At 42.2% G+C, this 25,532-nt stretch carries 18 protein-coding genes, 1 other RNA gene and 1 pseudogene; 8 read left to right on the top strand and 12 right to left on the bottom strand.

From position 1 onward, the window contains the following. Position 1: 1 nt before the first annotated feature. Genes dcm through ACYPWY_RS00095 form a run of 6 tightly spaced genes read left to right on the top strand, consistent with a single transcriptional unit; the run spans position 2 to position 6,490 of the window. Positions 2-2,560: a DNA (cytosine-5-)-methyltransferase gene (dcm, locus tag ACYPWY_RS00070; protein ID WP_459683165.1), complete on the top strand. Its 2,559-nt coding sequence runs from the start codon at positions 2-4 to the stop codon at positions 2,558-2,560. Between the two features lie 4 nt (positions 2,561-2,564). Beyond that, the gene (locus ACYPWY_RS00075; RefSeq protein ID WP_459683166.1) at positions 2,565-3,740 is read left to right on the top strand and encodes a hypothetical protein; all 1,176 of its coding nucleotides are present in this window, start codon (positions 2,565-2,567) and stop codon (positions 3,738-3,740) included. A 24-nt stretch (positions 3,741-3,764) separates the two neighbouring features. Beyond that, positions 3,765-4,139, top strand: a complete 375-nt coding sequence (locus tag ACYPWY_RS00080; RefSeq protein WP_459683167.1) for a hypothetical protein — start codon at positions 3,765-3,767, stop codon at positions 4,137-4,139. 47 nt (positions 4,140-4,186) lie between these two features. Then, positions 4,187-4,699: a 5-(carboxyamino)imidazole ribonucleotide mutase gene (gene purE, locus ACYPWY_RS00085; RefSeq protein WP_459683169.1), complete on the top strand. Its 513-nt coding sequence runs from the start codon at positions 4,187-4,189 to the stop codon at positions 4,697-4,699. Positions 4,700-4,720: 21 nt separating this feature from the next. After that, positions 4,721-5,329 carry an SIS domain-containing protein gene (locus ACYPWY_RS00090; protein WP_459683171.1) on the top strand — a complete coding sequence of 203 codons (609 nt, stop codon included), beginning with the start codon at positions 4,721-4,723 and terminating at the stop codon, positions 5,327-5,329. A gap of 27 nt (positions 5,330-5,356) precedes the next feature. Next, complete coding sequence (locus ACYPWY_RS00095) at positions 5,357-6,490, top strand: adenylyltransferase/cytidyltransferase family protein (protein WP_459683173.1); 1,134 nt, start codon at positions 5,357-5,359, stop codon at positions 6,488-6,490. Between the two features lie 357 nt (positions 6,491-6,847). Here the strand turns inward: ACYPWY_RS00095 and ACYPWY_RS00100 are convergent, their stop codons facing one another. From ACYPWY_RS00100 to ACYPWY_RS00110, 3 genes are all read right to left on the bottom strand, one after another. After that, positions 6,848-8,173 carry a rhamnogalacturonan acetylesterase gene (locus ACYPWY_RS00100; protein WP_459683175.1) on the bottom strand — a complete coding sequence of 442 codons (1,326 nt, stop codon included), beginning with the start codon at positions 8,171-8,173 and terminating at the stop codon, positions 6,848-6,850. A 30-nt stretch (positions 8,174-8,203) separates the two neighbouring features. Further along, positions 8,204-8,572: RNase P RNA component class A (gene rnpB / locus ACYPWY_RS00105), an RNA gene on the bottom strand. Between the two features lie 226 nt (positions 8,573-8,798). Continuing rightward, a complete protein-coding gene (locus tag ACYPWY_RS00110; RefSeq protein ID WP_459683177.1) occupies positions 8,799-9,839 on the bottom strand; it encodes a DUF6340 family protein in 1,041 nt (346 codons plus the stop codon). 177 nt (positions 9,840-10,016) lie between these two features. Between ACYPWY_RS00110 and porZ the strand changes: the two genes are divergently transcribed. Next, complete coding sequence (gene porZ, locus ACYPWY_RS00115) at positions 10,017-12,389, top strand: type IX secretion system anionic LPS delivery protein PorZ (protein ID WP_459683178.1); 2,373 nt, start codon at positions 10,017-10,019, stop codon at positions 12,387-12,389. 223 nt (positions 12,390-12,612) lie between these two features. Here porZ and recG read toward each other — a convergent pair whose 3' ends face one another. The 9 genes and pseudogenes from recG to mutY form a co-directional block, all read right to left on the bottom strand. Further along, a complete protein-coding gene (gene recG, locus ACYPWY_RS00120) occupies positions 12,613-14,694 on the bottom strand; it encodes an ATP-dependent DNA helicase RecG (RefSeq protein ID WP_459683179.1) in 2,082 nt (693 codons plus the stop codon). A 31-nt stretch (positions 14,695-14,725) separates the two neighbouring features. Continuing rightward, complete coding sequence (gene ruvB / locus ACYPWY_RS00125; protein ID WP_459683180.1) at positions 14,726-15,748, bottom strand: Holliday junction branch migration DNA helicase RuvB; 1,023 nt, start codon at positions 15,746-15,748, stop codon at positions 14,726-14,728. Beyond that, the gene (locus ACYPWY_RS00130; RefSeq protein WP_459683182.1) at positions 15,749-18,010 is read right to left on the bottom strand and encodes a RelA/SpoT family protein; all 2,262 of its coding nucleotides are present in this window, start codon (positions 18,008-18,010) and stop codon (positions 15,749-15,751) included. A 790-nt stretch (positions 18,011-18,800) separates the two neighbouring features. Further along, positions 18,801-20,051, bottom strand: a pseudogene (locus tag ACYPWY_RS00135) (lytic transglycosylase domain-containing protein); the annotation flags it as partial. A 29-nt stretch (positions 20,052-20,080) separates the two neighbouring features. Beyond that, the gene (locus tag ACYPWY_RS00140; protein ID WP_459683184.1) at positions 20,081-20,785 is read right to left on the bottom strand and encodes a DUF5683 domain-containing protein; all 705 of its coding nucleotides are present in this window, start codon (positions 20,783-20,785) and stop codon (positions 20,081-20,083) included. Positions 20,786-20,902: 117 nt separating this feature from the next. Beyond that, positions 20,903-21,814: a ParB/RepB/Spo0J family partition protein gene (locus ACYPWY_RS00145; protein WP_459683186.1), complete on the bottom strand. Its 912-nt coding sequence runs from the start codon at positions 21,812-21,814 to the stop codon at positions 20,903-20,905. 31 nt (positions 21,815-21,845) lie between these two features. Next, positions 21,846-22,610 carry a ParA family protein gene (locus ACYPWY_RS00150; protein WP_459683187.1) on the bottom strand — a complete coding sequence of 255 codons (765 nt, stop codon included), beginning with the start codon at positions 22,608-22,610 and terminating at the stop codon, positions 21,846-21,848. A gap of 586 nt (positions 22,611-23,196) precedes the next feature. Further along, a complete protein-coding gene (locus tag ACYPWY_RS00155; RefSeq protein WP_459683188.1) occupies positions 23,197-23,661 on the bottom strand; it encodes a hypothetical protein in 465 nt (154 codons plus the stop codon). A 103-nt stretch (positions 23,662-23,764) separates the two neighbouring features. Beyond that, positions 23,765-24,838 carry an A/G-specific adenine glycosylase gene (gene mutY / locus ACYPWY_RS00160; RefSeq protein WP_459683189.1) on the bottom strand — a complete coding sequence of 358 codons (1,074 nt, stop codon included), beginning with the start codon at positions 24,836-24,838 and terminating at the stop codon, positions 23,765-23,767. 212 nt (positions 24,839-25,050) lie between these two features. Here mutY and ACYPWY_RS00165 point away from each other — a divergent pair, with 212 nt between their 5' ends. Further along, entirely contained in the window at positions 25,051-25,326 is a 276-nt protein-coding gene (locus ACYPWY_RS00165; protein ID WP_459683191.1) for an HU family DNA-binding protein, read from the top strand. The last annotated feature ends 206 nt before the right edge of the window (positions 25,327-25,532 follow it).

A 25,532-nucleotide genomic window follows, 5' to 3' on the forward strand; every position in this document is an offset into this window, starting at 1 on the left:
TATGACTAAATTGAAAATATATGAATCAATGGATGTTGTACCGCAAATTATGGCTGAAAGGAGTACGCCTTACGGCTTGCTCACTTATATTAGTCTGTTTAGCAGTGCTGGCATTGGTTGTTATGGCTTCAAGGAAGAATCATTTCATTGCATTGCAACAGTTGAATTGTTGGAAAGACGGCTGAAAATCCAATCATATAACGATAAATGTATTTACCAAAGTGGCTATATCAGTGGAGACTTGACGACCAGAGAAGTAACAGACAAAGTTTTTACAGAATTAGACCTGTGGAAAAACAACTACAATGCCGCTGATTTAGATGTTCTCATTGCAACTCCTCCATGTCAAGGGATGTCAGTCGCCAACCACAAAAAGAAAGATGAATTGCAACGTAACTCATTAGTTGTTGAATCAATAAAACTGACAAAAAAAATAAAACCCAAATTTTTTATTTTTGAAAATGTTCGAGCATTTTTGACTTCTATCTGTACAGATACAGACGGACGGGATAAACCGATAAAAGAAGCCATAGATTACAATCTATCAGGAGAATATAATATCCATTTTCAAGTCCTCAATTTTAAAGATTATGGTAATCCGTCAAGTAGGACAAGAACACTTGTGATTGGCGTAAGAAAAGATTTGAAAGAGATTACTCCTTTCGACCTGTTTCCTGATAAACAAGAAGAACACACTTTGCGCCAAGTAGTAGGACATTTACCTTCACTCAAACAAATGGGAGAAATAAACCCGGATGATATTTATCATAATTTCCGCAAATACACGCCACACATGGAAAGTTGGATTGCTGACATTAAAGAAGGGCAATCTGCATTTGACAATGAAGATATTACAAAAATTCCGCACAGCGTGAAAGACGGAGTAATTGTGTACAACGCACGCAAAAACGGAGATAAATATACTCGCCAATATTGGGATAAAGTCGCCCCATGTATTCATACCCGCAATGACATTATGGCAAGCCAAAATACTGTTCACCCAACCGATAACCGTGTTTTCAGTATTCGAGAAGTCATGCTGATGATGTCTGTGCCAAATTCTTTCAAGTGGTCGGATATACCTTTTGATAAACTCAATACAATGTCCTTGAAAGAGAAACAGGCATTCTTAAAAAAAGAAGAAATAAATATCCGCCAAAATTTGGGCGAAGCGGTTCCTACTATTATTTTTCGACAGATAGCACGTAAAATGCGTAAAGTATTAATAGAAAAGGAATGTACAGAACAAGAGATTATTAATCTCATTCAAAAAAAGAAGTTAGTTGAACACACAAATTTATTGAAATATATTAAAGAGAATAATACACTAGGGTTTGCTATGTTATCAAAAATAGCGGAGTTAGCAAACGCTCAACGTGAAAATAATGCAGCTTTTTACACTAGACAAGATATTTGTTTTTCAATAATCAAAAATCTACCAGAGGCCAAAGGTTATACAACACTCAACATATTAGAACCATCCATCGGTGTGGGAAACTTTCTGCCAGCTTTAATCAATAAGTATAAAGATGTTCCTATTGTCAATATTGATGTGGTTGATATTGACAAAAACAGCATTGAGTTACTGAAAGAATTGATAAAGAAAATTGATGTCCCGGCAAATATTACCATCAATTATATCAATGCTGATTTTCTATTATATTCATTTGAAAAACAATACAATATTGTAGTAGGAAACCCTCCATACATGAAAGTAACAAAAGAAAAAGCCTTGTTGGCAAAATATAAAGCCAACGTACACAATCGCGAAACAAACAATATCTTTGCTTTTTTTATTGAAAAAGCGATGTCTTTGGGAGACGTTATTTCATTGATTGTACCTAAAAGCCTGATTAATGCTCCAGAATTTAATATTACTCGTGATTTGATGACTAAACACCAAATCACAAGAATTATTGATTTTGGGGAAAAGGGATTCAAGGGTGTTAAAATAGAAACTATTTGCTTCATTCTTAAAACAAAAGCAAAACCAGCAGAAACAATTATAGAATCATATATCACCAATGACATACAAAAACACGAACAATCATATATTACAGATGTATCATTTCCGTATTGGTTAATATATCGGAATGATAAATTTGATGCAGTTGCTGGTAAATTACAATTTAATATTTTCAAAGCCTATCGAGATAGAAGCATTACAAAAACTATTACTAAGGACACAGGTAAAATACGAGTGCTTAAATCGCGTAATATTGGGAATAATAAAATTATTGATATACCGGATTATGATTGTTACATGGATGATGTAAGTGCACTTGATGTTTCAAAGTTTCTTAATCAAAAAGGTTGTTTTTTATTGCCAAATCTCACTTATAATCCTCGCGCATGTGTTTTGCCACCTAATTGTATTGCTGATGGTTCGGCCGCAATTTTAACGTTGATTGATGACAAAATAAATATTGAAAAACAAGATTTAGCATTTTATGCTACCGATGAATTTACTAATTTTTATGCGATAGCCCGTAATATGGGTACTCGTTCACTAAATATTGATAACAATTCTGTTTTCTTTTTTGGGAAACTAAAAAGTTGATAATATGAGAGATATAATTAATTCATACTTAAAGCAATACGACTTTGACATTCGCAAATCACACGACGCTCGATTTGTTGACCATAAATGTACTCCTGATATTGTGTGTTTTATGGCTGATTGCGTGCTTAATATGGTGGCAACAAAATCCATATTTACTATTAAAGACATCTGGGAAACCCAATACTTTATTCAAAATACAAGAGTAATATTCAATAACCCATGGGCAAATGATAAGGCTGCCCATAACGAATATAACAAAGTGCTTTCACAGCCATTGAAATTATTAGCATATACGCATATCTTAAATGTTGAAAAAATAAATGGCACTTTAACATTTTCCGTAAATAATGAAGAATTATTGGACTACATTTCTCGTAAAGACCGAAACGCATACAATTTTCTTTATTGTTTTTTTACACAAGTTCTTGAAAACAGCAGTTTTTTGAAATATTTTAAAGAATACGAAAAGAATTATGTAAGGGACCTAAATGAGTCAAGAGAAAATTTGTACGAAAAATATATTAGATTTATATCAGGCAATACGCCGTCACATTCGCGGCTTGACATTCGCCGTATGTTTCATAAGGTGCTAAATGTGTATGCTGTTGAAAACAATATACCGGGTAGTAATGGGAAATATGCAGCAACTTATTCTGACTTGATGTATAATAAAAAGAATTGGAGAGATTTAGACAAAGACAAATCAGTAACACGCCAAGAAGCACTAAGTGCAGACGCAGAAGAAACACAACAAGTAATTAATTCATATTATATACAAAAGGCTATATCGCTTCTTAGAAAGATACAAAAAGAAAGCGAAGTCCATGATCAATGGAGTAATGGCGAGGCAACCCAAATACACCACATTTTTCCTAAAGCCGAATTTGCGGAAATTGCTCATTACATAGAGAATCTTATTTTATTAACAGCAACACAGCATAATACCAAAGCGCACCCGAGCAACAAGACCCAACAAATAAACAAGGATTATCAACTCACTTGTTTATTGGCAAAAGCCGACACAATAGAAAAATCATTGCAACGATTTGGAGAAAAATACTATCGTAAAGAGTCGTTTATTTATGTTTGCAATATAGGGCTTTCTGTCAATATTGGAACAAATTTAACGTTTGGAGATGTAAAAACGCGATTAATTCATATTTATAACGCAGCATAATTGTTAACCTTAGATTTTAAAGTTATGTATAAAACGACATTTGGAACAAGAAATCAAATTCAGTTCAATGACGAGCATGAATATTACGAGTTGTTGGGCTTTTTAGCAAAATCTGATGGTTCAACGTCATTAGTTTGGGAGCACAATGAAAATCAAGGGGCATGGGGTAGTGAAGGAAGAATACAATTTTTCACCTCAAATCATCCCTTTTCTGTAAATCTCCCATACACCGCAGGGGTAGGAAATATTGTAAATAGAGTAAATTGCAATGAGTTTGTGCAAAATCTAAATGAAGACCATAATTTTGAAATGGGAAGTGAGCAAGATGAAACTGCTATACGAGCTACCATTCCAGACGAATATTTAGAGGATTTTGAAAGAGGATTTACGTTTCTATAAAATGATACAAAAATAAAAAATTATTATATCATAAATATTAATCCAACATGAAACCTACACCATTGGTAAGCATAATCATGGGAAGCACATCCGACCTTCCTGTGATGGAAAAAGCGGCGCAGTTTTTGAACGATATGGAAATACCGTTCGAGATGAATGCCTTGTCGGCGCACCGTACACCGGAGAAAGTAGAAGATTTTGCAAAAAATGCCAAAAACCGCGGCATAAAAGTGATTATCGCCGCTGCCGGAATGGCCGCCCACCTGCCGGGGGTTATTGCAGCAACTACACCGCTACCCGTAATAGGGGTTCCTATCAGCTCAACGCTCGATGGAATGGACGCTTTATTGGCCATTGTGCAGATGCCTCCCGGCATTCCGGTTGCCACAGTCGGCATCAATGGCTCGTTGAATGCGGCCATATTGGCGCTGCAAATACTGGCGACCGACAACGGGGGCTTACAGCAAAAACTGAGTTTATATAAGGAAGGGCTGAAAAAGAAAATAGTGAAAGCCAACGAAGAACTGTCAACTGTTCAGTATAAGTTCAAAACAAATTAAACAACACGGAGATTTTTTTTAATGAACAAACACGAAATAAAAAACATCTTGGAGGAAGAAGCGAAAGCTATTCTGAATATCCCCGAATCGAATCCGTACGACGAAGCCACCGATTTGATTATAGAATATGTGCATAAGAGAAAGGGAAAACTGGTAACTAGTGGCATGGGAAAAGCCGGACAGATTGCCCAAAACATCGCAACTACCTTCAGTTCGACAGGCACTCCTTCCATTTTTTTACATCCCAGCGAGGCTCAACACGGCGATTTAGGCGTACTTCAGGATAATGACATTATGCTGCTTATCTCCAATTCGGGGAAAACCCGCGAAATAATGGAGCTAATCGACCTCAGCCGGAACCTGAATAAGGATATAAAATTCATCGTCATTACAAGCAACACCGAAAGCCCGCTTGCAAAAGAGTCCGATATTAGCCTTTTCACCGGAAAACCCAAAGAAGTTTGCCACCTGGGGCTGACCCCTACCACATCAACAACGGTGATGACCGTTATCGGAGATATTCTGGTAGTGGATACGATGAAAAAAATAGACTTTAAGCCTTCGGAATATGCCAAACGCCATCATGGCGGTTATCTAGGCGATAAATCGAGGAGTTTTAATAATCAATGACGTACGGAGAAACATAAAAAACATAATATGAAAAAAATATTTGTCAGTGGATGTTATGACATGCTTCACAGCGGTCATATTGCTTTTTTTGAAGAGGCGGCAAGCTATGGAGACTTGTACGTTGGCATTGGTTCGGATAAAACACTCTATGAGCTGAAAGCCCGCATCCCCATTAATAACGAGCAGGAACGACTGTACATGATAAAGGCGCTGAAAGTAGTTAAGGATGCCTGGGTTAATTCAGGTTCGGGCATATTGGACTTTCTGAGCGAATTGAAAACACTTAAACCCGATATTTTCTTCGTGAACTCTGACGGACACAGTCCCATGAAAGAAAGTCTGTGCAAAGAACTCGGCATAGAATATATCGTCAGCCAACGTGTGCCCCACAAAGGCTTACCCATCCGCTCAACTACCGCCCTGAGGGAAGAATGCAAGATACCTTACCGGATTGACCTGGCCGGAGGATGGCTCGACCAACCCATCGTAAGTAAATTGTATCCGGGCCCCGTGCTGACAATCTGCATCGAACCCGATTACGATTTTAACGACCGGAGCGGAATGTCAACCAGTTCGCGAAAAAAAGCCATTGAATTGTGGCAAACCGATATTCCGTACGGAGACAAGGAAAAACTGAGCAAAACCCTGTTCTGCTTCGAGAATCCTCCCGGCACAAAATACGTTAGCGGTTCCCAGGATTCGATAGGGATTACAATGCCCGGACTGAACCGCATTTATTATGACGGCGACTACTGGCCATCGAAAATAGAAAGCGTATTGGACGACGACCTGCTCAACTGGCTCGAAAAAAGATTATGGTTAATCCCATTGTATCCCCGCCACGACGATTTTGATGTGCTCGCAAACACCCAAATTGATTTGGCACACGCCAAAAACCTAAGCGAGGCTGCCGAAAACTGCTGGAAAGCCATACTGAAAAAAGACATCAATGCCATCGGCAAAACCATGATAGAAAGTTTCGAGGCACAAATAGTCATGTACCCCAACATGGTTTCAGCCGACATCCTCAGCATACTGGAAGAATACAAGCCACAAGCCCTGGGATGGAAACTGAACGGAGCAGGCGGCGGCGGCTACTTCTCATTCATCAGCGAAACCCCTATCAAAAATGCTATACAGATACGGATAAGACGAGGATAAGGAATGTGTTAATCAAAAAATTTACGGAAATCCCCCGTTTAAATCCATTCGCGGCAACGGGCGTATGCCATACGCCCGCTACGAAATTTGTTCGCGGCGGCGGGCTACAGCTATTTCGCCCCTACATAAACGAATAATAAAAACCTCATTTTTACCTAATTTTAAAGACAAAACAACCTCAGTAGCAATGGATTACAACGTATAATTTAACCTCATTATTCCCACGTTTTTTGTGTGTCAACAAATTTTGTGTAAAATATCGTAGGGGCGAATCATTATTCGCCCGCTACCGTGAATAGGCTGCCCCAGAATCAATCAAATGGCGGCTCACCAGCAAAAATCCGTGTGCAAAAAAAATCATTTAGCCACCGGCTCTTCCACATTATACGTCTGCACAAACAAACTCAATGGCATTTTAAACCTGCTCACATCATCCGGTTCGGCGGGATTGAAGGCTACATAATCTTTGCGGATGTATTTTTTGATCTTCAAATCGCTTGCTTTAATACATTCGACCATGCATTTGGCCAACTCGTATGCTCCGTAGCTGCTGAAATGGGTATTATCGGCCAACTTCTTGGGTTCACCCTCAAAGGTGTCTGCTGGATAATGAACAAAGGCTTTCTTCGATTCTTCTTCGCCCAGGGCATTGAAAAGGATTATACTTTTAGCGTTGAGGTCGATAAGCCTTACTCTTTCTTCTTGCGCCAATTGCTTCAGAGCCATAACATAATCGTCGAAACTGTGCTTAATCTGGCCGTTTTCATCGAAGTTTCGCCTGTTCATTGGAGTTACAATAACAGGGATGCATTTTTTGGCGCGCGCTTCCCTCACATACTTGCGGTAGGCGCCCTTGTAAGTGCCAAAGGGGTCGTGAAACTTCACATCGTTGTGCCCGAATTGGATGAAAACATAATCGCCTTTTTTCACTTTCGACATAAGTTTCGACCAGCGCCTTTCGCCGGTAAAGCTCTTCGCATCCTCGCCCGATTCGGCATAATTGGCAATCGAAATATGCGTATCGAAAAAGAGCGAAAGTATTTGTCCCCAAGAGCACCAAGGCTCATTGTCCTGATCTACAACCGTGGAATCGCCACACAGAAAGAAAGTTATGGGGTCAACCTGTTCTATCTCAACGGCGCACACGCATGGCAGTTCGTCGGTGAATTCGAGGGTAAGTTTCTCGTCCCAATCGGGTTTGGCGTATTCGCGGGGTTTCAGTTTTATGGTGGAGCCGTCATCCAGTTTCGGGGTGCGGATGTTTACATTAAACTCGCGGGTAATGAGTTTCCCTTGCGCTGTTTTCAGCCGGTATTCCATCAATCGCCTCGATTCAGCCCTCACGGTAGTAAGGCTTTCGCCATTTTTATCGCCCAAAATAACACGGACTTTGTAATTTCCTTCCGGCAATTTCACCGAAAAATAGAAGGGTTGCCCCGCCGATGTAATAAAATCGCCCGTCAGCTCGGAATCGGCACGGACAACGGCTTTAATCTCCGCCGGACGCACATCGAATCCGTAACCTTTGTCTTGGGTGTAAACATCATTGGGGGTAACTTTGGTGTAACCTTTGGCCGGATTGCCCGTCCCAAAATCGAATCGCAATGCCTGCTTTGCATTGGCATCGGTAAAAGCGCACAGGAGCGAAGCTCCCAGTGATAACATTAAAAAGTTTTTTTTCATGTGAGTGTTTGATATTAGAAAAATAAATAAAAATGCAGCCGGTCTGTAAGCCGGGTTCTGTTTTCCCGCCGAAACGGGATTGTTCGTCATTTATCTACGCTTGCTGTCTCCAGCAAGCTCTAGCGGCCTACCCCCCAACATCGGGCGAGCAACCCTACATGCGTTGGTGTACATGGCCTTACAACCCATAAGGGATACGGCTCTGCCTGTTGCCAGACAAACCGGTGAGCTCTTACCTCGCCTTTTCACCCTTACCCGAAGATTTCGGGCGGTTATTTTCTGTTATCCTGCTCTGCCCTCGCGAACAGCTTCCCGTTAAGAAGTATGGCGCTCTACGTTGCCCGGACTTTCCTCTTTCCGGTAATGTTATTACCGGCCAGCGACAAACCGACCTGCTGCACGCTTGCAAAGATAATACTTAAAATGGGAAATGCCAATGTGCTGATGTGCTAATATGCTGATGTGGCAATGTGCTAATGTGGCAATGGAAATAATAGAAATAATGTAGGGTCATGCCCAAAAACGGCTAAGAAATTGCGGGTCATGCCCGCAAAGAGACAAGGCATATTATTCTCATTAGCACATCAGCACATTGGCATATTATTCTCATTAGCACATCAGCACATTATTCATACCGTTTCTGCTTATCCAGTTTATGAAAATCGGCTTCTCTTCTTTTCAGCTCATCCCTGAATGCCATGATGCGGAAAAGGTCGGTATCTGTTGACCGGTGGTTCTGGAAACATTCTTCAAACAAATTGTAGGAGATATTTGCCCAATTCATCGCATTTTCTACATCATCGAGCATTTCGTTGGCCAGGGCGATATTGGATGCCAGTTTCGCCCTTCTTACAGAACTTTCTTCCGTTTCGTACACCTCGCCCCATATCAATGCCGCTTCTTTCCATTTGTTTGCTACCGCATATTGGGTTGCTTTCATCATTTTTCCGCCGCTATTGGTGTAATACCAGCGGTTTTGTTCCATCCAGTACGGGATAAACATCGGCACCATTTTATCGGCGGTGTGGAGGGCGGCTTGTTTCAGGCCTTCCTTCATGCCGGGGAATGGAACGTATTCGTTTGCATCATTCCAGTAGAGCGTGTCATTAAACGAAACCGGAGGCCCCATCAGTTTCCCCTCGTTGGAATATACCCTGAATTTGGCTTGGATCTTCACCTCAAGCATACTGAGGTTGGTATGGTATCGGGCTTGTTTTATCAGTATTATTTTTGTGAGAAACCGGTCGAGAGAGACGACGGCATCGGCGCCGGTTTCTGCGGCAATGCGCTGTATGGTTGTATCATCAATAAGCGTTTCGGCCAGAAAGACGTTATCGGTTCTTAGTGGCTTATCGAAAAGCGTTACTTTGTCGAAGAATTTTTCGTCATCCATAAATTGCGCCAAAGCCTGTGTCAGCATGTTGTTGATGGCATTCAGGCTATCGCTGGGGACAACTACATCGTCTTCGCCTTTGCCATTTACTATTGTGTAGCCTATGCTATCGGGTTGCTGGACAGCATTGTTTACAATTACAATGCTTCGGATAGATGGCGGCAGCGTTACCTGAGCCGGTTTTTCGACACTGATTCGGATGGTCTCGATTGTTGAACACGACGAGAGAGCGATGAAAAACAGAAACAGGGAGCATGATATATAAGTTTTCATATCGTAAAAATTTAGTTGGAAACAGAAACTTTTCACCAAATAAAAATAAGTAAAATAAATTGAATTGCAAAGCAGAAACTATTAAAATACTTTTTGGATGCGAATTTGTTAGAATGAAAACCTATATTTGCAGTTGAATTCGGATAATAAAAACTCTATTATACCGTTGTTTTAGATATGAAAAAGCCTGTTTTTATATTATTATTGAGCATCGTCTCTTGTACCGCCCTTTTTTCGCAGAAAATAGGAGAATGGAATACGTATTTTTCTTACGAGAAAGATATAGCAAACATGGTACAAGCCGGAAATATTATTTACGCCGTTTCCGATGGAAAATTATTTAGCTACGACACATCGGACGAAAGCATGGAAACGTATGCGAAAATCGGCGAGGACAGTATCAGCCATATTGCATACAGCGAAAAAAACGAATGCCTTGTGGTGGTGAGAAAAAATTCGGATGTCGATTTCATTTACTCCAAAGGCAGGATGACGAACATATCCGATATTAAAAACATGTCGTTCAACCTCGACAAAACAATCAACGACCTGATTATTGATGACGATTTTGTTTATATATCTACCAATTTCGGGCTGGTTATTTTGGATATTCCACGCAGAGAAGTCAAAGGATCGGCCTTATTCAGGTATCCTTTCTATTCCACGGTGATGTATAACGACAAAATTTATGTACTGACAAGTAATGGCACATTCCGTATAGATAAAGGCTTGAATATACAATATCCCGACAGTTGGGAAAGCGTCAATTTAGCGTCTAACTACAGCGGATTGCTTACATTCAGCGACAATGAGATTCGTAAGGCTGTTGCTTTCGATAACAAATTGGTGTTTCTTGTTCCCTCAAAAGCGCTGTATTCGTACAACGGCACAAGTGTTGAGCAGGTTTCGCAGGTAAGCGCTCCCAAAAGGATACTTGGTGCAAAAAACAGACTAATTGTATCCAATTCATCGGGTTTTTGGGACTTTAGCGCCTTGAATTTCGGTGCAGCGATTAACAATATGCCGGAACAATTTGAGTACATCATTCCCGATAATACAAAATCAAACGAATATTGGGTGTCTTTCAAGGATAAGCAATTGTCGGCCATCAAAATTGAACAGGGTAGTCCGTCTGTTATTAAAAGTGCGATAAGGCCAAATGGCCCTACTTCAAATTACCATTTCAATATGATTTACGAACAGGGGAGATTGCTTTCGGTAGGAGGAAGTGCAACAAACCGGCCATCGAGATACCCCGCACAGCTAAATGAATACAAGGGGAACACCTGGTTCCAGTTCAGCAAAGAAGAAATTGACGATATTTCGGGAATAGACAGCAAGGACTTTGTTCGGGTTACTGTTGACCCCAGCGACCCCGGTCATGTTTTTGTTACTGCTTTTGGCGGAACGGGAGCGAATGGAAACGCTAAAAATGGAGGTGTATATGAATTTAAAGACAGGCAGTTTGTCAGGCTACACAATCATACAAATACGCCCTGCATAGAAACCGCCGCCGGAGCCGGAAACCCCAATGTGGTATTGATGAATGGGCAGGCTTTCGACCAAGGCGGTAATTTATGGCTACAAAATCCCTTGCTGACAAATAACAGCATTGTTGTCAGAAAAAAAGACGGTAGCTGGGTTTCGCTGCATTACAACGAGATTGCTCAGAAAAATACCAATCCACGGTCGATTCTTGTCGATAAATACGGCAACAAGTGGTCGGCTACATATAACGCAGAGTCCTATATTTTTGTATTTAATGAGGGACAAGCCGCCATTGAAAACACCGTTGCCCACAGTACCAAATTGGCGCTTAAAACCCAATTTGCCGATCAGGACGGGCAGTTATTAAGCGATCTGAAACTAATATATTGTATTACAGAGGATAAAAACGGAAATATCTGGCTTGGCTCCGATATAGGCCTGTTTGTTATTTACAATTCGCCTCAGATATTTAACAGAAATATTGTTTTCAATAAAATAAAGGTGCCTAAAAACGATGGCACCAACGAAGCCAATATTTTGTTGGAAAATGCCGTTGTTCAGGACATAAAAGTGGACGGAGCCAACCGGAAATGGATAGCAACATCGTCGGGCTTGTATGTTGTAAGCGCCAATGGTATGGAAACATACCACTATTTTACAAAGGAAAATTCTGTTCTACCCTCCAATAATATTTTGTCGCTGGCGATAGATCAGCAGACAGGCGTGGTTTATATCGGGACGGATAACGGGCTTGTCTCCTATAAAGGGGAAGCAACCGAGGGAGCCAAAGATTATTCAAATGTATATGCCTACCCCAATCCGGTGCGTCCCGAATACGATGGGCCGATTACCATTTCGGGCCTGAAAGAAAAATCCACCGTTAAGATTACCGATGTGAGAGGAAATCTTATTCAACAGGGCGAATCGCTTGGTGGACAATATATTTGGGATGGACGAAACACAAGAAAAGAGAAAGTGGCAACAGGAGTCTATCTCGTATTCGGCTCGAGCGAAGATGGACAAGAAGGCGTTGTTACAAAAATAATGGTAGTCAGCAATTAGGGTTCCCTCTGATTCCATGTTCATTACTGGCACACAAGGGGCTGTCTCGAAAGTGTTTTTGAACGCAAATTACGCAGATTACGCGAATTATCGCAGTTTATTTATTGTTGAAATTCAATTAGATAAGGAAAATATATAGTGTCTTGTTTGCGTAATCTGCGTAATTTGCGTTTTTTTGAGACAGTCAACAATACGCAATCTGCGTTCAAAAATCTGTCATTATTCAACTAATCAGCCCCCAATTATACCTGTCTCCCGTCAGTTTTCGCAATTGCTTTTTCAGTATTTGATTCTGAGGGTGGGAGAGGCCGGGGTCATTATCCAATACATATTCGGCGATTTCGCGGGCAAAAACAACGATTTCACCGTCTCTTACCAGGTTTGCTATTTTCAGGTTGAAAGCCACGCCGCTTTGTTGAGTGCCTTCCAAATCGCCCGGGCCTCTTAGCTTCAGATCGGCTTCGGCAATCTCGAATCCATCGTTACTTTCCACCATTATGTTGATGCGCTTCCGCGTATCTGCCGACAATTCGTAGGGAGTAATCAGGATACAAAACGACTGGTCGGCGCCCCGCCCTACTCTCCCCCGGAGCTGGTGCAATTGCGAAAGCCCGAATCGCTGGGCGCTTTCGATAATCATCACCGATGCATTCGGCACATTTACGCCCACTTCTATAACCGTTGTCGCTACCATAATCTGCGCCTCGTTGTTCACAAATTTCCTCATTTCATCGTCTTTTTCTTTCGGTTTCATCCGGCCATGCACTTTGCAGACTTGGTATTCGGGAAAAACTTCGCAGATGTGTCCATAGCCTTCTTCCAGGTTTTTTAAGTCCAGCTTTTCGCTCTCCTCAATCAAGGGATAAACAATATACACTTGCCGTCCTTCCTGCAATTGCTTGCGCACGGAGTTGTAAAGCGCGCCCCGTTTTTTGTCGTACTGATGAATTGTTTGTATGGGTTTTCTGCCCGGAGGAAGTTCGTCTATAACCGAAACGTCCAAATCGCCGTAAACAGTCATGGCCAATGTGCGGGGGATGGGGGTAGCCGTCATCACCAATATGTGCGGTGGAATCGAGCTTTTATTCCACAACTTAGCCCGTTGAGCTACGCCAAAACGGTGCTGCTCGTCAATAACAACAAAGCCTAAATTGGCGAATTGAACGGTATCTTCAATCAAAGCATGTGTCCCTACCAAGAGCTGAATATCGCCCGTCAACAGTTCGGAATGCAGTTTTTCGCGATCCGATTTTTTGGTCGATCCGGTAAGCAATTCTACCCGGATATTCATACCAAAAAGCAGTTCCCTGATTGTTTGATAATGTTGATTGGCCAAAATTTCGGTCGGCGCCATCAGGCAAGTCTGTACTCCATTGTCAATGGCTATCAGCATCAGCATCAGAGCCACCAGGGTTTTTCCGCTGCCGACATCCCCTTGCAGGAGGCGGTTCATTTGTTCGCCGGTTGCCATATCGCGCCGTATTTCCCGAATAATTCGCTTCTGGGCATTAGTGAGTTCAAAGGGCAGATTTTTTTCGTAAAAGGTATTGAAATTTCCTCCCACCTGCGAAAACACCAGGCCTTTTATTTTTCTCCGGTCGGTTTTGTAGCGGAGGAGGTTGAGCTGAATATAAAATAATTCTTCAAACTTTAGCCGAAACTGGGCGCTTCGGAGAATGGCCGGATTTTCGGGGAAATGGATGCTTCTCAGGGCGCTCTTCAAGTCTATCACCTTCGCTTTTTCGATAATGTGAGGCGGAAGTGTTTCCTGAATCTCCGGTAAAATGGAGGAAATAGCCGAAGAAACAATCTTTTGAATGGCTTTTGAATTCAAAAAATGCTTCTTCATTATTTCGGTGGTATTGTAGTAGCCCATCAAGCCGTTTTGTTGGCTCTTATCATCAATAAAAGGATCCACGTCGGGATGGGCAATATTAATGCGGCTGCCAAATACCGTTGGCTTGCCGAAGACAATATACGGAAAATTCGTCTTGTACTTATCGGCAATAAATTTTGCGCCCTGAAACCAAACCAGGTCAATAAACCCGCTTCCATCGGTGAAATGGGCAACTAAACGCCTGTTGCGCCCTTCCCCCATTGTCTCAAAAGCGGTAATGTGCCCTTTCAACTGAATGTAGGGCATATTGCCGTCTATCTCGCGAATGAGGTATATGTGGCTGCGGTCGATGTATTTGTAGGGGAAATAATATAAAACATCCTCTACCGAAAAAACGTCGATTTCCTTGTTCAAAATCTCCGCTTTCTTCGGTCCTACTCCGGCCAGGTATTTTATATCGGTAATCATTAACGGAGATAGTTCGTTTTTTTAGTTTGCTTTAAAACAAAAAGCCCTGTTCATTGATGCGTGTTCGCCCCAAATGCGTATAGGCTAAATCGGTAACTTCGCGCCCCCGGGGTGTGCGTTTCACAAAGCCTTCCTTGATGAGGTAGGGTTCGTAAACTTCTTCGATGGTTCCGCTGTCTTCGCCCAATGCCGTTGCTATGGTGGAGATGCCGACCGGCCCGCCTTTAAACTTGTCGATGATTATCAACAGAATCTTATTGTCTATTTCATCAAGGCCATATTTGTCGATATTCAACGCTTCCAGCGCATATTTTGCAATATCCTTGTCTATTTTTCCCGAACCTTTTACCTGCGCAAAATCGCGTACCCTGCGCAATAAAGCATTCGCAATACGCGGGGTTCCCCGGCTACGGGAAGCAATTTCCACGGCGGCATTGTGCGCACAAGGGATATTGAGTATGGATGCCGAGCGGAGGATAATCCCCGTGAGCGTATCAATATCGTAGTACTCGAGGTGCATGTTGATTCCAAAACGCGCGCGCAGAGGGCTTGTCAGTAAGCCGCTGCGGGTAGTAGCCCCTATCAGCGTGAACGGGTTCAATTCTATTTGTATCGAACGCGCCGAAGGGCCTTTATCAATCATTATATCAATCCGGTAATCCTCCATGGCGCTATACAGGTATTCTTCCACAATGGGGGATAAACGGTGTATTTCGTCGATGAAAAGGACATCATTCTTCTCCAGAGAGGTCAACAATCCGGCCAGATCGCCGGGTTTATCAAGCACCGGCCCCGAAGTTATTTTAAAGCCTACGCCCAATTCGTTGGAGATGATGCTGGACAGGGTAGTTTTACCCAATCCGGGGGGGCCATGCAAAAGCGTGTGGTCGAGCGATTCTCCCCGCATTTTAGCTGCCGAAACAAAAATTTTCAGGTTCTCAACTACTTTATTCTGCCCACTGAAACTGTCGAAAGTAAGCGGGCGTAAGGCGGTCTCAAACTCGCGTTCGGAGCTGTTTAAGTTATCGTCGTGTATATTGAATGAATTATCCATCTATTTGAATTCCAGAGATCTGTTCACCGATTGAATGCCCTTTACTTTTAAAATTTGAGAGCACAGCAATTGTACATCGTTTGAGTTGTGGACAAATATCGTTATTTTCCCTTCAAAAATACCATCACTCGTATCAATAGTCATTGCTTTGATATTGACCGAATCGGAAATAATGATTTGCGTTATATCGTTCAGGATGCCCATTCTGTCTATTCCGCTGATAACAATGGTCGATAAGAACGAATATTGCGCATAGCTTCCCCACTGCACATTGAGGATTTTATTCCCGAAATTCGCTTTCAGCTTCAGTCCGGCCGAACAAGTAACGTTGTGTACCTCCACTTCGTTGTTGTCGTTTATAAACCCAAAAACGCGGTCGCCCGGAATCGGGTTGCAACATCGGGCTACAATAAAGTTCTTTCTGAACGATTCTTCCTCCAATAAGTAGGTTTTCTTGGTATCTATCGGCACATTTTCGTCTTGCGGCAGGGTATTGACCGGTTTTAGCTTGTTCGGTTTCTTCACCACCTTAAATGCCTGCTTCATGTAGCGCATCAACAGATTGTTTGAGGCTTGCTTCTTCAGCGAAAGCAACTTTCCGGCATCGTCCGGCAGATCAATATCATGGTTCCCGATAGCATAGAACAAATCTTCTTTCTTGGTTTTATCGTAGTAATCCAAAAGCCTGTCGATGACTGGGATAGAGAGTTCGGAACTGGCTTCTGCAAATATTTTTTCGAGTGTAGCTTCCCCTTCTTTGATGATTTCCTTTTTCTTTCTTCTCAGGGCATATTCCAGTTTGGTTTTGGCCCGTGCGGTGGTAATCATTTGCACCCATTCTTGCTGGGGACTCTGATTTTTTGAGGTGATGACCTCTACCTGATCTCCACTTTTCAGCACATGGCTCAGGGGCACCAGGGTGTGATTGACCTTGGCGCCAATGGCATGATCGCCTATATTGGAGTGCAGGTCGTAAGCAAAATCGAGGGCTGTGGCGCCATGAGCCAGTGTTTTTATATCGCCTTTGGGGGTAAAAACGAAGATTTCCTGAGAAAAGAGGTTTAACTTGATTGTATCGAGAAAATCTATCGCATTGGGATTGGGGTTCTCCAGTATTTCTTTAATAGTTTTGAGCCATTTGTCGAGTTCGTTGTCTTCTTCTACTTTCCCTTCTTTGTATTTCCAATGGGCGGCAAATCCTTTTTCGGCAATGTCATCCATTCGTCGGCTTCTGATTTGGATTTCGATCCATTCGCCGTCGGGTCCCATCACAGTGAGGTGGAGAGCTTGGTATCCATTCGATTTTGGGCGGCTCACCCAGTCGCGGATGCGGTCGGGACGAAGTTTGTAAATATCGGTGATGACGGAATAAATGTCCCAACACCGTTTTTTTTCATCAATCTCCGGTTCGTTTTCAAATATAATACGAACAGCAAAAATATCGTACACATCCTCAAAAGAGACCGACTTGGCCTTCATTTTGTTGTAGATGGAATACACCGATTTTTCGCGGGCTTTAATTTCGTACTTTATGCCCAACTGGTTCAGCCTGTCGATAACGGGGGTGGCAAAGTGCTGGTATAAATCGTCCCTTTTCCGGTAAGTTGCCCGAAGTTTTTTCAGGATTTCGTTGTATTCATCAGGATTTTCGTATTTAAAGCTCAATTCCTCCAACTCTGTTTTTATGGCAAAAAGCCCTAAGCGGTGGGCGAGCGGTGCATAGATGAACATGGTTTCGCCGGCTATTTTATGCTGCTTGGCCGGAAGCATCGACCCCAAGGTGCGCATGTTGTGGAGCCTGTCGGCAATTTTTACCAGAATCACACGAATATCGTCCGACATGGTGAGCAGCAGTTTCCGGAAGTTCTCGGCTTGTGCCGAAACGTTCTCGCCGAACATTCCACCCGAGATTTTCGTCAATCCATCAACAATCTGGGCTATTTTTTCGCCGAAAAGCGCTTTTATATCTTCTACCGTGTATTCGGTATCTTCTACCACATCGTGCAGCAAAGCCGAGCAAATAGAAGTAGAACCCAATCCTATTTCGTTGCAAACAATGCGTGCAACCGATATGGGATGGAGAATATACGGCTCTCCCGACCGTCTTCGAGCTCCTTTGTGGGCTTCGTTGGCCAGGTTGAAAGCTTTTGTTACCAATTCCACCTTACGCCGGTGGTTAGAATTTAAGTAATCCTGGATAAGAGCATTAAATTCCTTCTCTATTAGTAAGTCATCTTCTTTGTTTTTTTCTTCTTTGCTCATGTACTAATTTGTGAAAGAGCAAAATTAATAAATCTTCTCAGATTTTATGCAGTTAATTTAGAGGAATATTAAGTTTTTGTCCAATGCTTAACTTATCGTTTTTTAGATTATTGGCCAACATAATAGCTTCAGGGGTAACTTTTCCGTATTTTTTGGCAATGACGGACAGCGAATCTCCTCTTTTCACCCGATATACAAGCTTATTTGCTTTGGGAGCCTGAGGCTTACCAGACTCGGCAACGACCGGTTTAACGGATTCTTTTTCAGCAAATTGTATGTTACTGACAGTTGCTTCTACTACTAACTCGCTAGCTGGGGTTTCTGCTTTTTCGGGTAATATCAGCATCAGGCGTTGCCCAATCTTTAGCTTTTTCGAGGTCAATTTATTCCATGCTACAATATCAGCGGCTTTTACATCGTATTTTCGCGCTATCAAAGGCAAGGTCTCACCAATTTTCACTTTATGGTAAATTGTTCGGTTGTCTTCCAAACGCTCTCTGTCGTCCATCGCATCTTCATCTTCGGCAGCAGCCAGCGACAGGGTATCGCTTGCATTATTTTCAGCCGATGCCTTGTCATCTATTTGGCCGGTAGCTGTCGATTTGGACTGGTTGTCAAAAAAACCGGACAAATTATTTGCAATCAGCGTTGTATCCCGCTCCAGCGTTGTTGCTGTATCAACTGCTTGTTGTTTTTCGGCAACCTGAGGCGCTGTTGTTGTATTGGCAGCCAGTTGTTGTGTCTCCGGCTTAACGGCATCCACACTTTTCTTCACCACCGCCGCCCGGCTGATGACCAGTGTTTTTCCGGCCATGATGCCTCTGGTTGACTTCAGATTGTTCAGTTTTTTCAACTGGGCGACCGAAACCCCATATTTTTGGGAAATCGCACCCAATGTTTCTCCTCTTTTTATTTTATGCGTCCGGGTTACTTTTCCGCTACTAAGGTCTGCCCCTTCAATCTCCACCGTTTTGCGGTGAGCCAAAAGGCTTTGTACATTGTAGGCGAATATCGTGTCCTGATTCATTATAAATTCGGAAATTGATTTTGAAGGGAGGCACAATTCGTATCCTTTGTACGAGCCCGGGATAAAATCTTTTTTATATTGCGGGTTCAAACTCCTGATTTCATCCATAGGGATGTTCAACACATTGGCTATTTGCTGAAAATGCAACATTTGGTTCACCATCACCGTATCAACCGATACGGGATACACGTATTCCATTGGGCAGATATTATGCTCCGAATAGAAATTCATGACGTATGTTGCGGCGATAAAAGCAGGCACATAGCCTTTCGTCTCTTTTGGCAAAAAGGAGTAGATTGCCCAATAATCTTTAGCTCCGCCACTCCGTTTAATGGCTTTATTCACATTCCCCGGCCCACAATTATAGGCGGCAATCACCAAATTCCAGTCGCCGTATATATCGTATAAATCTTTCAAATACCGGGCTGCTGCATCGGAGGCTTTCACAGGGTCTCTGCGCTCGTCAACAAGGCTATTCACCTCCAGGCCATACATCTGTCCGGTTCGCAGCATAAATTGCCAAAGGCCGGTAGCTCCCGCCCGCGAAACTGCGATGGGATTCAAGGCCGATTCTATAATCGGCAAATACTTCAATTCCAAAGGCAATCCGTATTTATCAAGAGTTTCTTCTATAATAGGGAAGTAGTATTCTCCACTGGCCAGCATGTATTGTACCGAAGTGCGGCGGCGGGAGGTATATAAGTCGATGTACGACCGGACAATTCCGTTGTAAGCGAGTTCCATTTCGGTCGGGAATGAGTACAAGCGGTGGATATATACCGAATCGGGAAATGTTATGTCCGCATTTGCAAACTGGTTGCAGGCATTCGACTGGCGATAGCAATTTTTCCAATCCACCAGCATTTGCTCCAGATTGTATTCAAGTTCCTGTGGAACCTGAATGGAAGTATCGGTTATGGTGTCTTTAAGCGTCGGTTGCCTGTTGGTCTGTCCCGAAACAGTTAGTAGCAACGAGAAAAAGATAAGACTTATAATTGCATTTTTTCCATGCATAGTTTGATGGTTTTGGATCTGGTGTTTTTTCAAAATGTAATACTGCATTGAACCCCTAAGGATTTATTCATTGGTAATGTGGCGAACGATTCAAACGGTTGAATCACAGCCGGTTCTACTCTCAACGACAAGTCGGGCGAAATATCGAAATCGAAAAGTTGCGCATCCACATACGCGTCAACCATGCATACCAGATAAACGCCGACAACGGCTATTATACAAAGGTCGCGATTGCGCCTGTAAAAATCTTTCTTCCGGCGGAAAGCGTTTTTTAAATTATCAATCTGGCTGTCGGACAATTCATTCGGGTCTCTACCCGGCACAAAATTTCCCCAGCCGCCGTAATAACTTCCGCGAGGGTCTTCACCCGCAATGGATCTGTATGCTTTAGAATAATCGTCGTAATAACGCCCATTCCACGAAATTCCGTACGACAATCCGATGAAACCGCCATATATGACGGGCAATTTCCAATATTTCCGGTTATAAATCTGTCCCAGTCCCGGAAATATGGCCGAATAAATAACCGCTTTATTGGGGTCGGGTTTGAAATCGTTCTTCAGTTTCAGTTGTTCCTGATTAAAACCGGCCTTTTCGTCAGTCTGTAAAGTTACTGTATCACCAATCAAAGAAAGTTGTTCTGCTTGTTCGTTATATACCGAAATAGTATCTTGTCCTTTTGTGTGAGGGGTAAAGATAATAAGACATATCAAAAGAACAAGGCCTTTTTTCATTTTTTAATATGGGGATAAATTTGCTTTAAGAAACAGTAAAATATTTAATGATATATTTCAAAGTTGTAACCGGCTGTTGTATATATGTTTACCAAAACAATAAAAAGGTCGGAGACCTTACTTATTTTTCAAACCGTCGAAAAGGGTAATTATCCTTTCCAAATCCTTATCCGATTCAAACGAAATACTGATTTTTCCTTTTCCCTTATCGTTGCAGGTTAGCTGTACTTTTGTCTGGAAAAACTTGGATAAATGCTTTTTCAACAGTTCAAAATCTTCCGGTGTTGCCTTTTTCAGCTCACTTTTAGCCGTTTTTACTGCTTCTTTTTCACGCAGAAAGTCTTTCAGGTTTTCTCCGTTTTTTATGGCGGCGGCATATTCTTCTACCTTCCGCACCGATAAGCCTTCTTCAAGGATTAATTCATATACCTCCAATTGCGCCGAAGGTTCGTCTATGGTAATCAGCGTACGGGCGTGAGCCATCTCAATCTTCTTGTCTCTCAATCCCATTTGTATTTCGGCAGGCAGTTTCAGCAGACGAAGGTAGTTGGAAATGGTTGTCCTCTTTTTCCCGATTCGTTCGCTCAGGCCTTCCTGTGTCAGGTGATACGAATCAATCAGGTTTTGATAGGCCAATGCTATTTCTATTGAGTTCAGGTCTTCGCGCTGTATATTTTCTATCAGCGCCATTTCCATTACCTCCTCGTCTTCAGCTGTTCGCACATAAGCAGGTATGTTTTCGAGACCGGCCAGCAGAGATGCCCTGTAACGGCGTTCTCCGGCAATGATCTGATAATTGTCCTCGCTCAGTTTTCGGAGTGTAATCGGCTGAATAACACCCATTTGCCTGATAGAGTCGGCCAGTTCGTTCAATGCTTCTTCTTCGATAACACGACGAGGCTGATCGGGATTTGCATGTATTTGGGAAAGTGATATTTCGTTAATCGACGAGGAGCCTTGTATTTCTACCTCATTTATTCCGAGTAATTCTGTAAGCCCTCTTCCAAGCGCTTCTGGTTTTTTTGCCATAACATAAAATGTTTACCTTAATACTACAAAGTTATGCATTTTTTTCGATAAGTTCTTTTGCCAACTGCATATAATTAACACTACCACGCGACAGCACGTCATATTCGATAACCGATTGAGCGTAACTTTGCGACTCGCTCAGGGTTGTATTCCGGTGGATAACCGTTTCAAATACCAACTCCTGAAAATGTTTTTTCACTTCGCCATATACCTGATTGGCCAACCGGAGGCGGGCATCGTACATGGTGAGCAGGAATCCTTCGATTTCGAGCTGTGGATTCAGTTTGGTTTTGATGATTTTGATTGTATTCAGCAGTTTACTAATCCCTTCCAAGGCAAAATACTCGCATTGCACGGGTATTATGACCGAGTCGGCGGCTGTCAAGGCGTTGATGGTAATCAGCCCCAACGAAGGCGAGCAATCAATAAATATATAGTCGTACTGCTCTTTAAGCGGACGTAAAACGGCGGCCAACCTCTTTTCCCGGCCATCGAGGTTCAGCATTTCGAGCTCTGCACCTACCAGGTTGATATGGGAAGGTATAATATCCAACTTCTCGACCCCTGTGTGCAGGATGGTTTCTTCGGCGGTTGTTTTTCCCAGCAGAAATTCGTAGATTGTTTTCCTGTTATTTTTAATATCAATGCCTAATCCCGACGATGCATTCGCCTGTGGATCAGCATCAATAATTAAGACCTTTTTTTCGAGAGCAGCCAACGATGCCGCCAGATTAATAGTAGTTGTGGTTTTTCCAACGCCTCCCTTTTGGTTGGCTAAAGCGATTAATTTGCCCATGACTTGTGTTATGTGATGATTTTGGAGTGCAAATTAACGAAGAAAATCAAGGAGAATCGCATGAAGTAGCTACAAACAATGTTATATTGTTGAAAACTGACGGTTGCTGTTAATAAAGGTTGCAACTTAGTGAATCACAATATTTTAGTACTATACAATCGGGGTTGCATGTTTGTTAATCAAGGTTAAATAATAAAAATTAGAAGAATATTCTTATGTTTTAAAACATATAATCCTTATCTTTGCAATGTGTTTTTTTCATGGTATTAGATTTAAGGTTAACAATGAAGATTGGTTGTCGTGATGACAACCTTTTCTTTTTTACAGGCATAACGCCGAGACGCCCAATTGTCTGAACCGTTGATTATACCTGATTTTCTTGATTAACATGATTACATTGTAGAGACGTGGCGTGCCACGTCTGTTGCCGCGAATGGGGCGTTTAATCCTGCAAATCAAAAAAAATTACGGAAATCCCCCGTTTCAAATCCGTTCGCGGCGGCGGGCGAAAGATATTTCGCCCCTACATCGTGTTAATCAAAAATCCCCGTTTCAAACCCGTTCGCACCAAACGGGCATATATCCATCACCAAATCAACCGCAATTGAAATTCGTATGTGCCGGGAACATAATACTGGTCGGTATCGCTAAACAACAGGGATTCTTTTACGTTGAAACGGATATAGCTGGCTCCGTATTCGTAATCTATCGTTTCGGAATAGAAGTAACCGCCCGGATTGGCTGGCTCGTAATAATTGGCGGTGAAAGGAAGTGGCTTGTAGGTTCCGCTATTGTTAATCAAGGCAATAACAATGCCATCGGATGCAATGAAGCTATCGAGCCAAGGTACCCGTTCGCTATAAAAATAGCACTCCTGCTCGCTGTCCCACAACCATTGTTGCGGCGTAACAACAATTGTTCTTTTGTCCCAGTAAGCGCTTTCGTCGGGGATAATACGGCTATCGTTATCATCGGAACAAGAGGCGCTAAACATAAGTACGCCCAGAAAGAGCAATGATATATTCGTCCAAAAAAACAGTTTCTTCTTCATACGATTCTGGTTTTAAATTGTTATTCTGAGCAAAACTAATAAATAATTGTATAACTGAAGCATTTCGGAATCTAAAATCCGCTTTATATCCGAATTTTTTACCTTAATACTGCTCCTCGATATATTTATGAACAAGGCGCGATACCGGATAGTTGTGGATTTCGCCGGCAGGTATTTCGAGGTAGTCTTTGTTCTTCCAACGGTTTCTCGGCATATCAATCCGGTAAAAATTGGCATAGATTATCCGGTGCGACAATACATGCTTTACCTGCAACACCTGTTTTACCGGCAAATCGCCCGAACCCTCGAAAAGCCGGTTAAACTGCTCATTCTTCAAAAGGCCCTCCAGCGGAATATCTTCGGATGTTTCGATTAGCGGAAACTCATACATGTTTTTCCAGACATCGTCTTTTTCCCTTTTGTTCAGGTAAGCATATCCGTTGTTGCGGATGTCAAGATAATTGAAATAGCGGCTTTTGACTTTTGTTTTCCCTTGCTTCACCGGATACAGGGAAACGCTTCCCGCAGCAAAAGCAAGGCAAAGCATCGACAAGGGGCATACATCGCAGCGGGGATTCGCCGGCGCACACTGCAAAGCGCCCAATTCCATTATGGCCTGATTGTAGGTTCCCGGGTCCCGTTTGTCCAAAATATCCTGTGCCAGCAGGTAGAACAGCTTTTTACCTTTCCCCGTATCAATCGGTTCGTCTATTGCAAACAAGCGCGACAATACCCTGAACACGTTTCCATCGACAACCGCGTAGGCCTGGTTGTAGGCAAACGACACAATAGCTGCCGCAGTATATTCCCCTATCCCTTTCAGGCTGAGTACATCGGCATATTCCTGCGGAAAAACGCCTCCGAAACGCCCCATTATGTCTTTTGCGGCGGCATGCAAGTTGCGTGCGCGACTGTAATAGCCCAGTCCCTGCCACAGTTTCAGCGCTTCGTCTTCGTCAGCCTCGGCCAACGATTTTAGGTCAGGGAACCGTTCGGTGAAGCGCAGAAAATAGTCGTATCCCTGATCGACCCGGGTTTGTTGCAAAATAATTTCCGATACCCAAATAATATAGGGGTCGGGGGTATCCCTCCAGGGAAGTTCGCGTTTGTTGGCCTTGTACCACTTCAACAATAGACTATTAAACCGGGGTAAATCATTCATTATAAGTTCATCCATACATCACTAGAAAAAATCGTAAAAGTTGCCGTTCACAAGTTAATAATCTTTGTTCCCGGCACAAAATTAATATCTATTTCAAATGAATCGGGTAAAACAACAAAGATTTAACAAAAATGACAAATAATTATTTTTGTTGTTAATAAAAAAGCTATATATTTGCAGTCCAAAAAATTAGTAACAATTATTATACATTTAAAAGAATATACAAAATGACAAAGGCAGACATTGTTAGTGAGATTGCAAAAAGTACAGGTGTTGATAAAGCTACAGTACTTAAAACTGTTGAATCGTTCATGGAAACAGTAAAGGATTCATTGAGTAAAGAAGAAAACGTTTACCTGAGAGGTTTCGGTAGTTTCATCGTGAAGAAGAGAGCCAAAAAAACAGCTCGCAACATCTCGAAGAACACAACTATCATTATCCCTGAGCACAACATCCCGGCATTCAAACCGGCAAAAACCTTTACTAGCCAAGTAAAGAAATAAGAATTTATTAATATCTAAAACATAGCAACCATGCCAAGTGGAAAGAAAAGAAAAAGGCATAAAATGTCAACTCATAAGCGTAAAAAAAGACTAAGAAAAAACAGGCATAAAAAGAAGAAGTAATTTAGTCTATCGTCTTTTTCTTTGAGTCGGGAAAAATTCAAATATAACAAGAACAAACTTAGAGGTTATTCGATATAAATTTA

The organism is Viscerimonas tarda, assembly GCF_054601255.1.

Excerpts from the sequence above, each read along its gene's own strand:
- dcm (WP_459683165.1), top strand. The coding sequence starts at position 2 with ATGACTAAATTGAAAATATATGAATCAATGGATGTTGTACCGCAAATT.
- ACYPWY_RS00075 (WP_459683166.1), top strand. The coding sequence starts at position 2,565 with ATGAGAGATATAATTAATTCATACTTAAAGCAATACGACTTTGACATT.
- ACYPWY_RS00080 (WP_459683167.1), top strand. The coding sequence starts at position 3,765 with ATGTATAAAACGACATTTGGAACAAGAAATCAAATTCAGTTCAATGAC.
- purE (WP_459683169.1), top strand. The coding sequence starts at position 4,187 with ATGAAACCTACACCATTGGTAAGCATAATCATGGGAAGCACATCCGAC.
- ACYPWY_RS00090 (WP_459683171.1), top strand. The coding sequence starts at position 4,721 with ATGAACAAACACGAAATAAAAAACATCTTGGAGGAAGAAGCGAAAGCT.
- ACYPWY_RS00095 (WP_459683173.1), top strand. The coding sequence starts at position 5,357 with ATGAAAAAAATATTTGTCAGTGGATGTTATGACATGCTTCACAGCGGT.
- ACYPWY_RS00100 (WP_459683175.1), bottom strand. The coding sequence starts at position 8,173 with ATGAAAAAAAACTTTTTAATGTTATCACTGGGAGCTTCGCTCCTGTGC.
- ACYPWY_RS00110 (WP_459683177.1), bottom strand. The coding sequence starts at position 9,839 with ATGAAAACTTATATATCATGCTCCCTGTTTCTGTTTTTCATCGCTCTC.
- porZ (WP_459683178.1), top strand. The coding sequence starts at position 10,017 with ATGAAAAAGCCTGTTTTTATATTATTATTGAGCATCGTCTCTTGTACC.
- recG (WP_459683179.1), bottom strand. The coding sequence starts at position 14,694 with ATGATTACCGATATAAAATACCTGGCCGGAGTAGGACCGAAGAAAGCG.
- ruvB (WP_459683180.1), bottom strand. The coding sequence starts at position 15,748 with ATGGATAATTCATTCAATATACACGACGATAACTTAAACAGCTCCGAA.
- ACYPWY_RS00130 (WP_459683182.1), bottom strand. The coding sequence starts at position 18,010 with ATGAGCAAAGAAGAAAAAAACAAAGAAGATGACTTACTAATAGAGAAG.
- ACYPWY_RS00140 (WP_459683184.1), bottom strand. The coding sequence starts at position 20,785 with ATGAAAAAAGGCCTTGTTCTTTTGATATGTCTTATTATCTTTACCCCT.
- ACYPWY_RS00145 (WP_459683186.1), bottom strand. The coding sequence starts at position 21,814 with ATGGCAAAAAAACCAGAAGCGCTTGGAAGAGGGCTTACAGAATTACTC.
- ACYPWY_RS00150 (WP_459683187.1), bottom strand. The coding sequence starts at position 22,610 with ATGGGCAAATTAATCGCTTTAGCCAACCAAAAGGGAGGCGTTGGAAAA.
- ACYPWY_RS00155 (WP_459683188.1), bottom strand. The coding sequence starts at position 23,661 with ATGAAGAAGAAACTGTTTTTTTGGACGAATATATCATTGCTCTTTCTG.
- mutY (WP_459683189.1), bottom strand. The coding sequence starts at position 24,838 with ATGGATGAACTTATAATGAATGATTTACCCCGGTTTAATAGTCTATTG.
- ACYPWY_RS00165 (WP_459683191.1), top strand. The coding sequence starts at position 25,051 with ATGACAAAGGCAGACATTGTTAGTGAGATTGCAAAAAGTACAGGTGTT.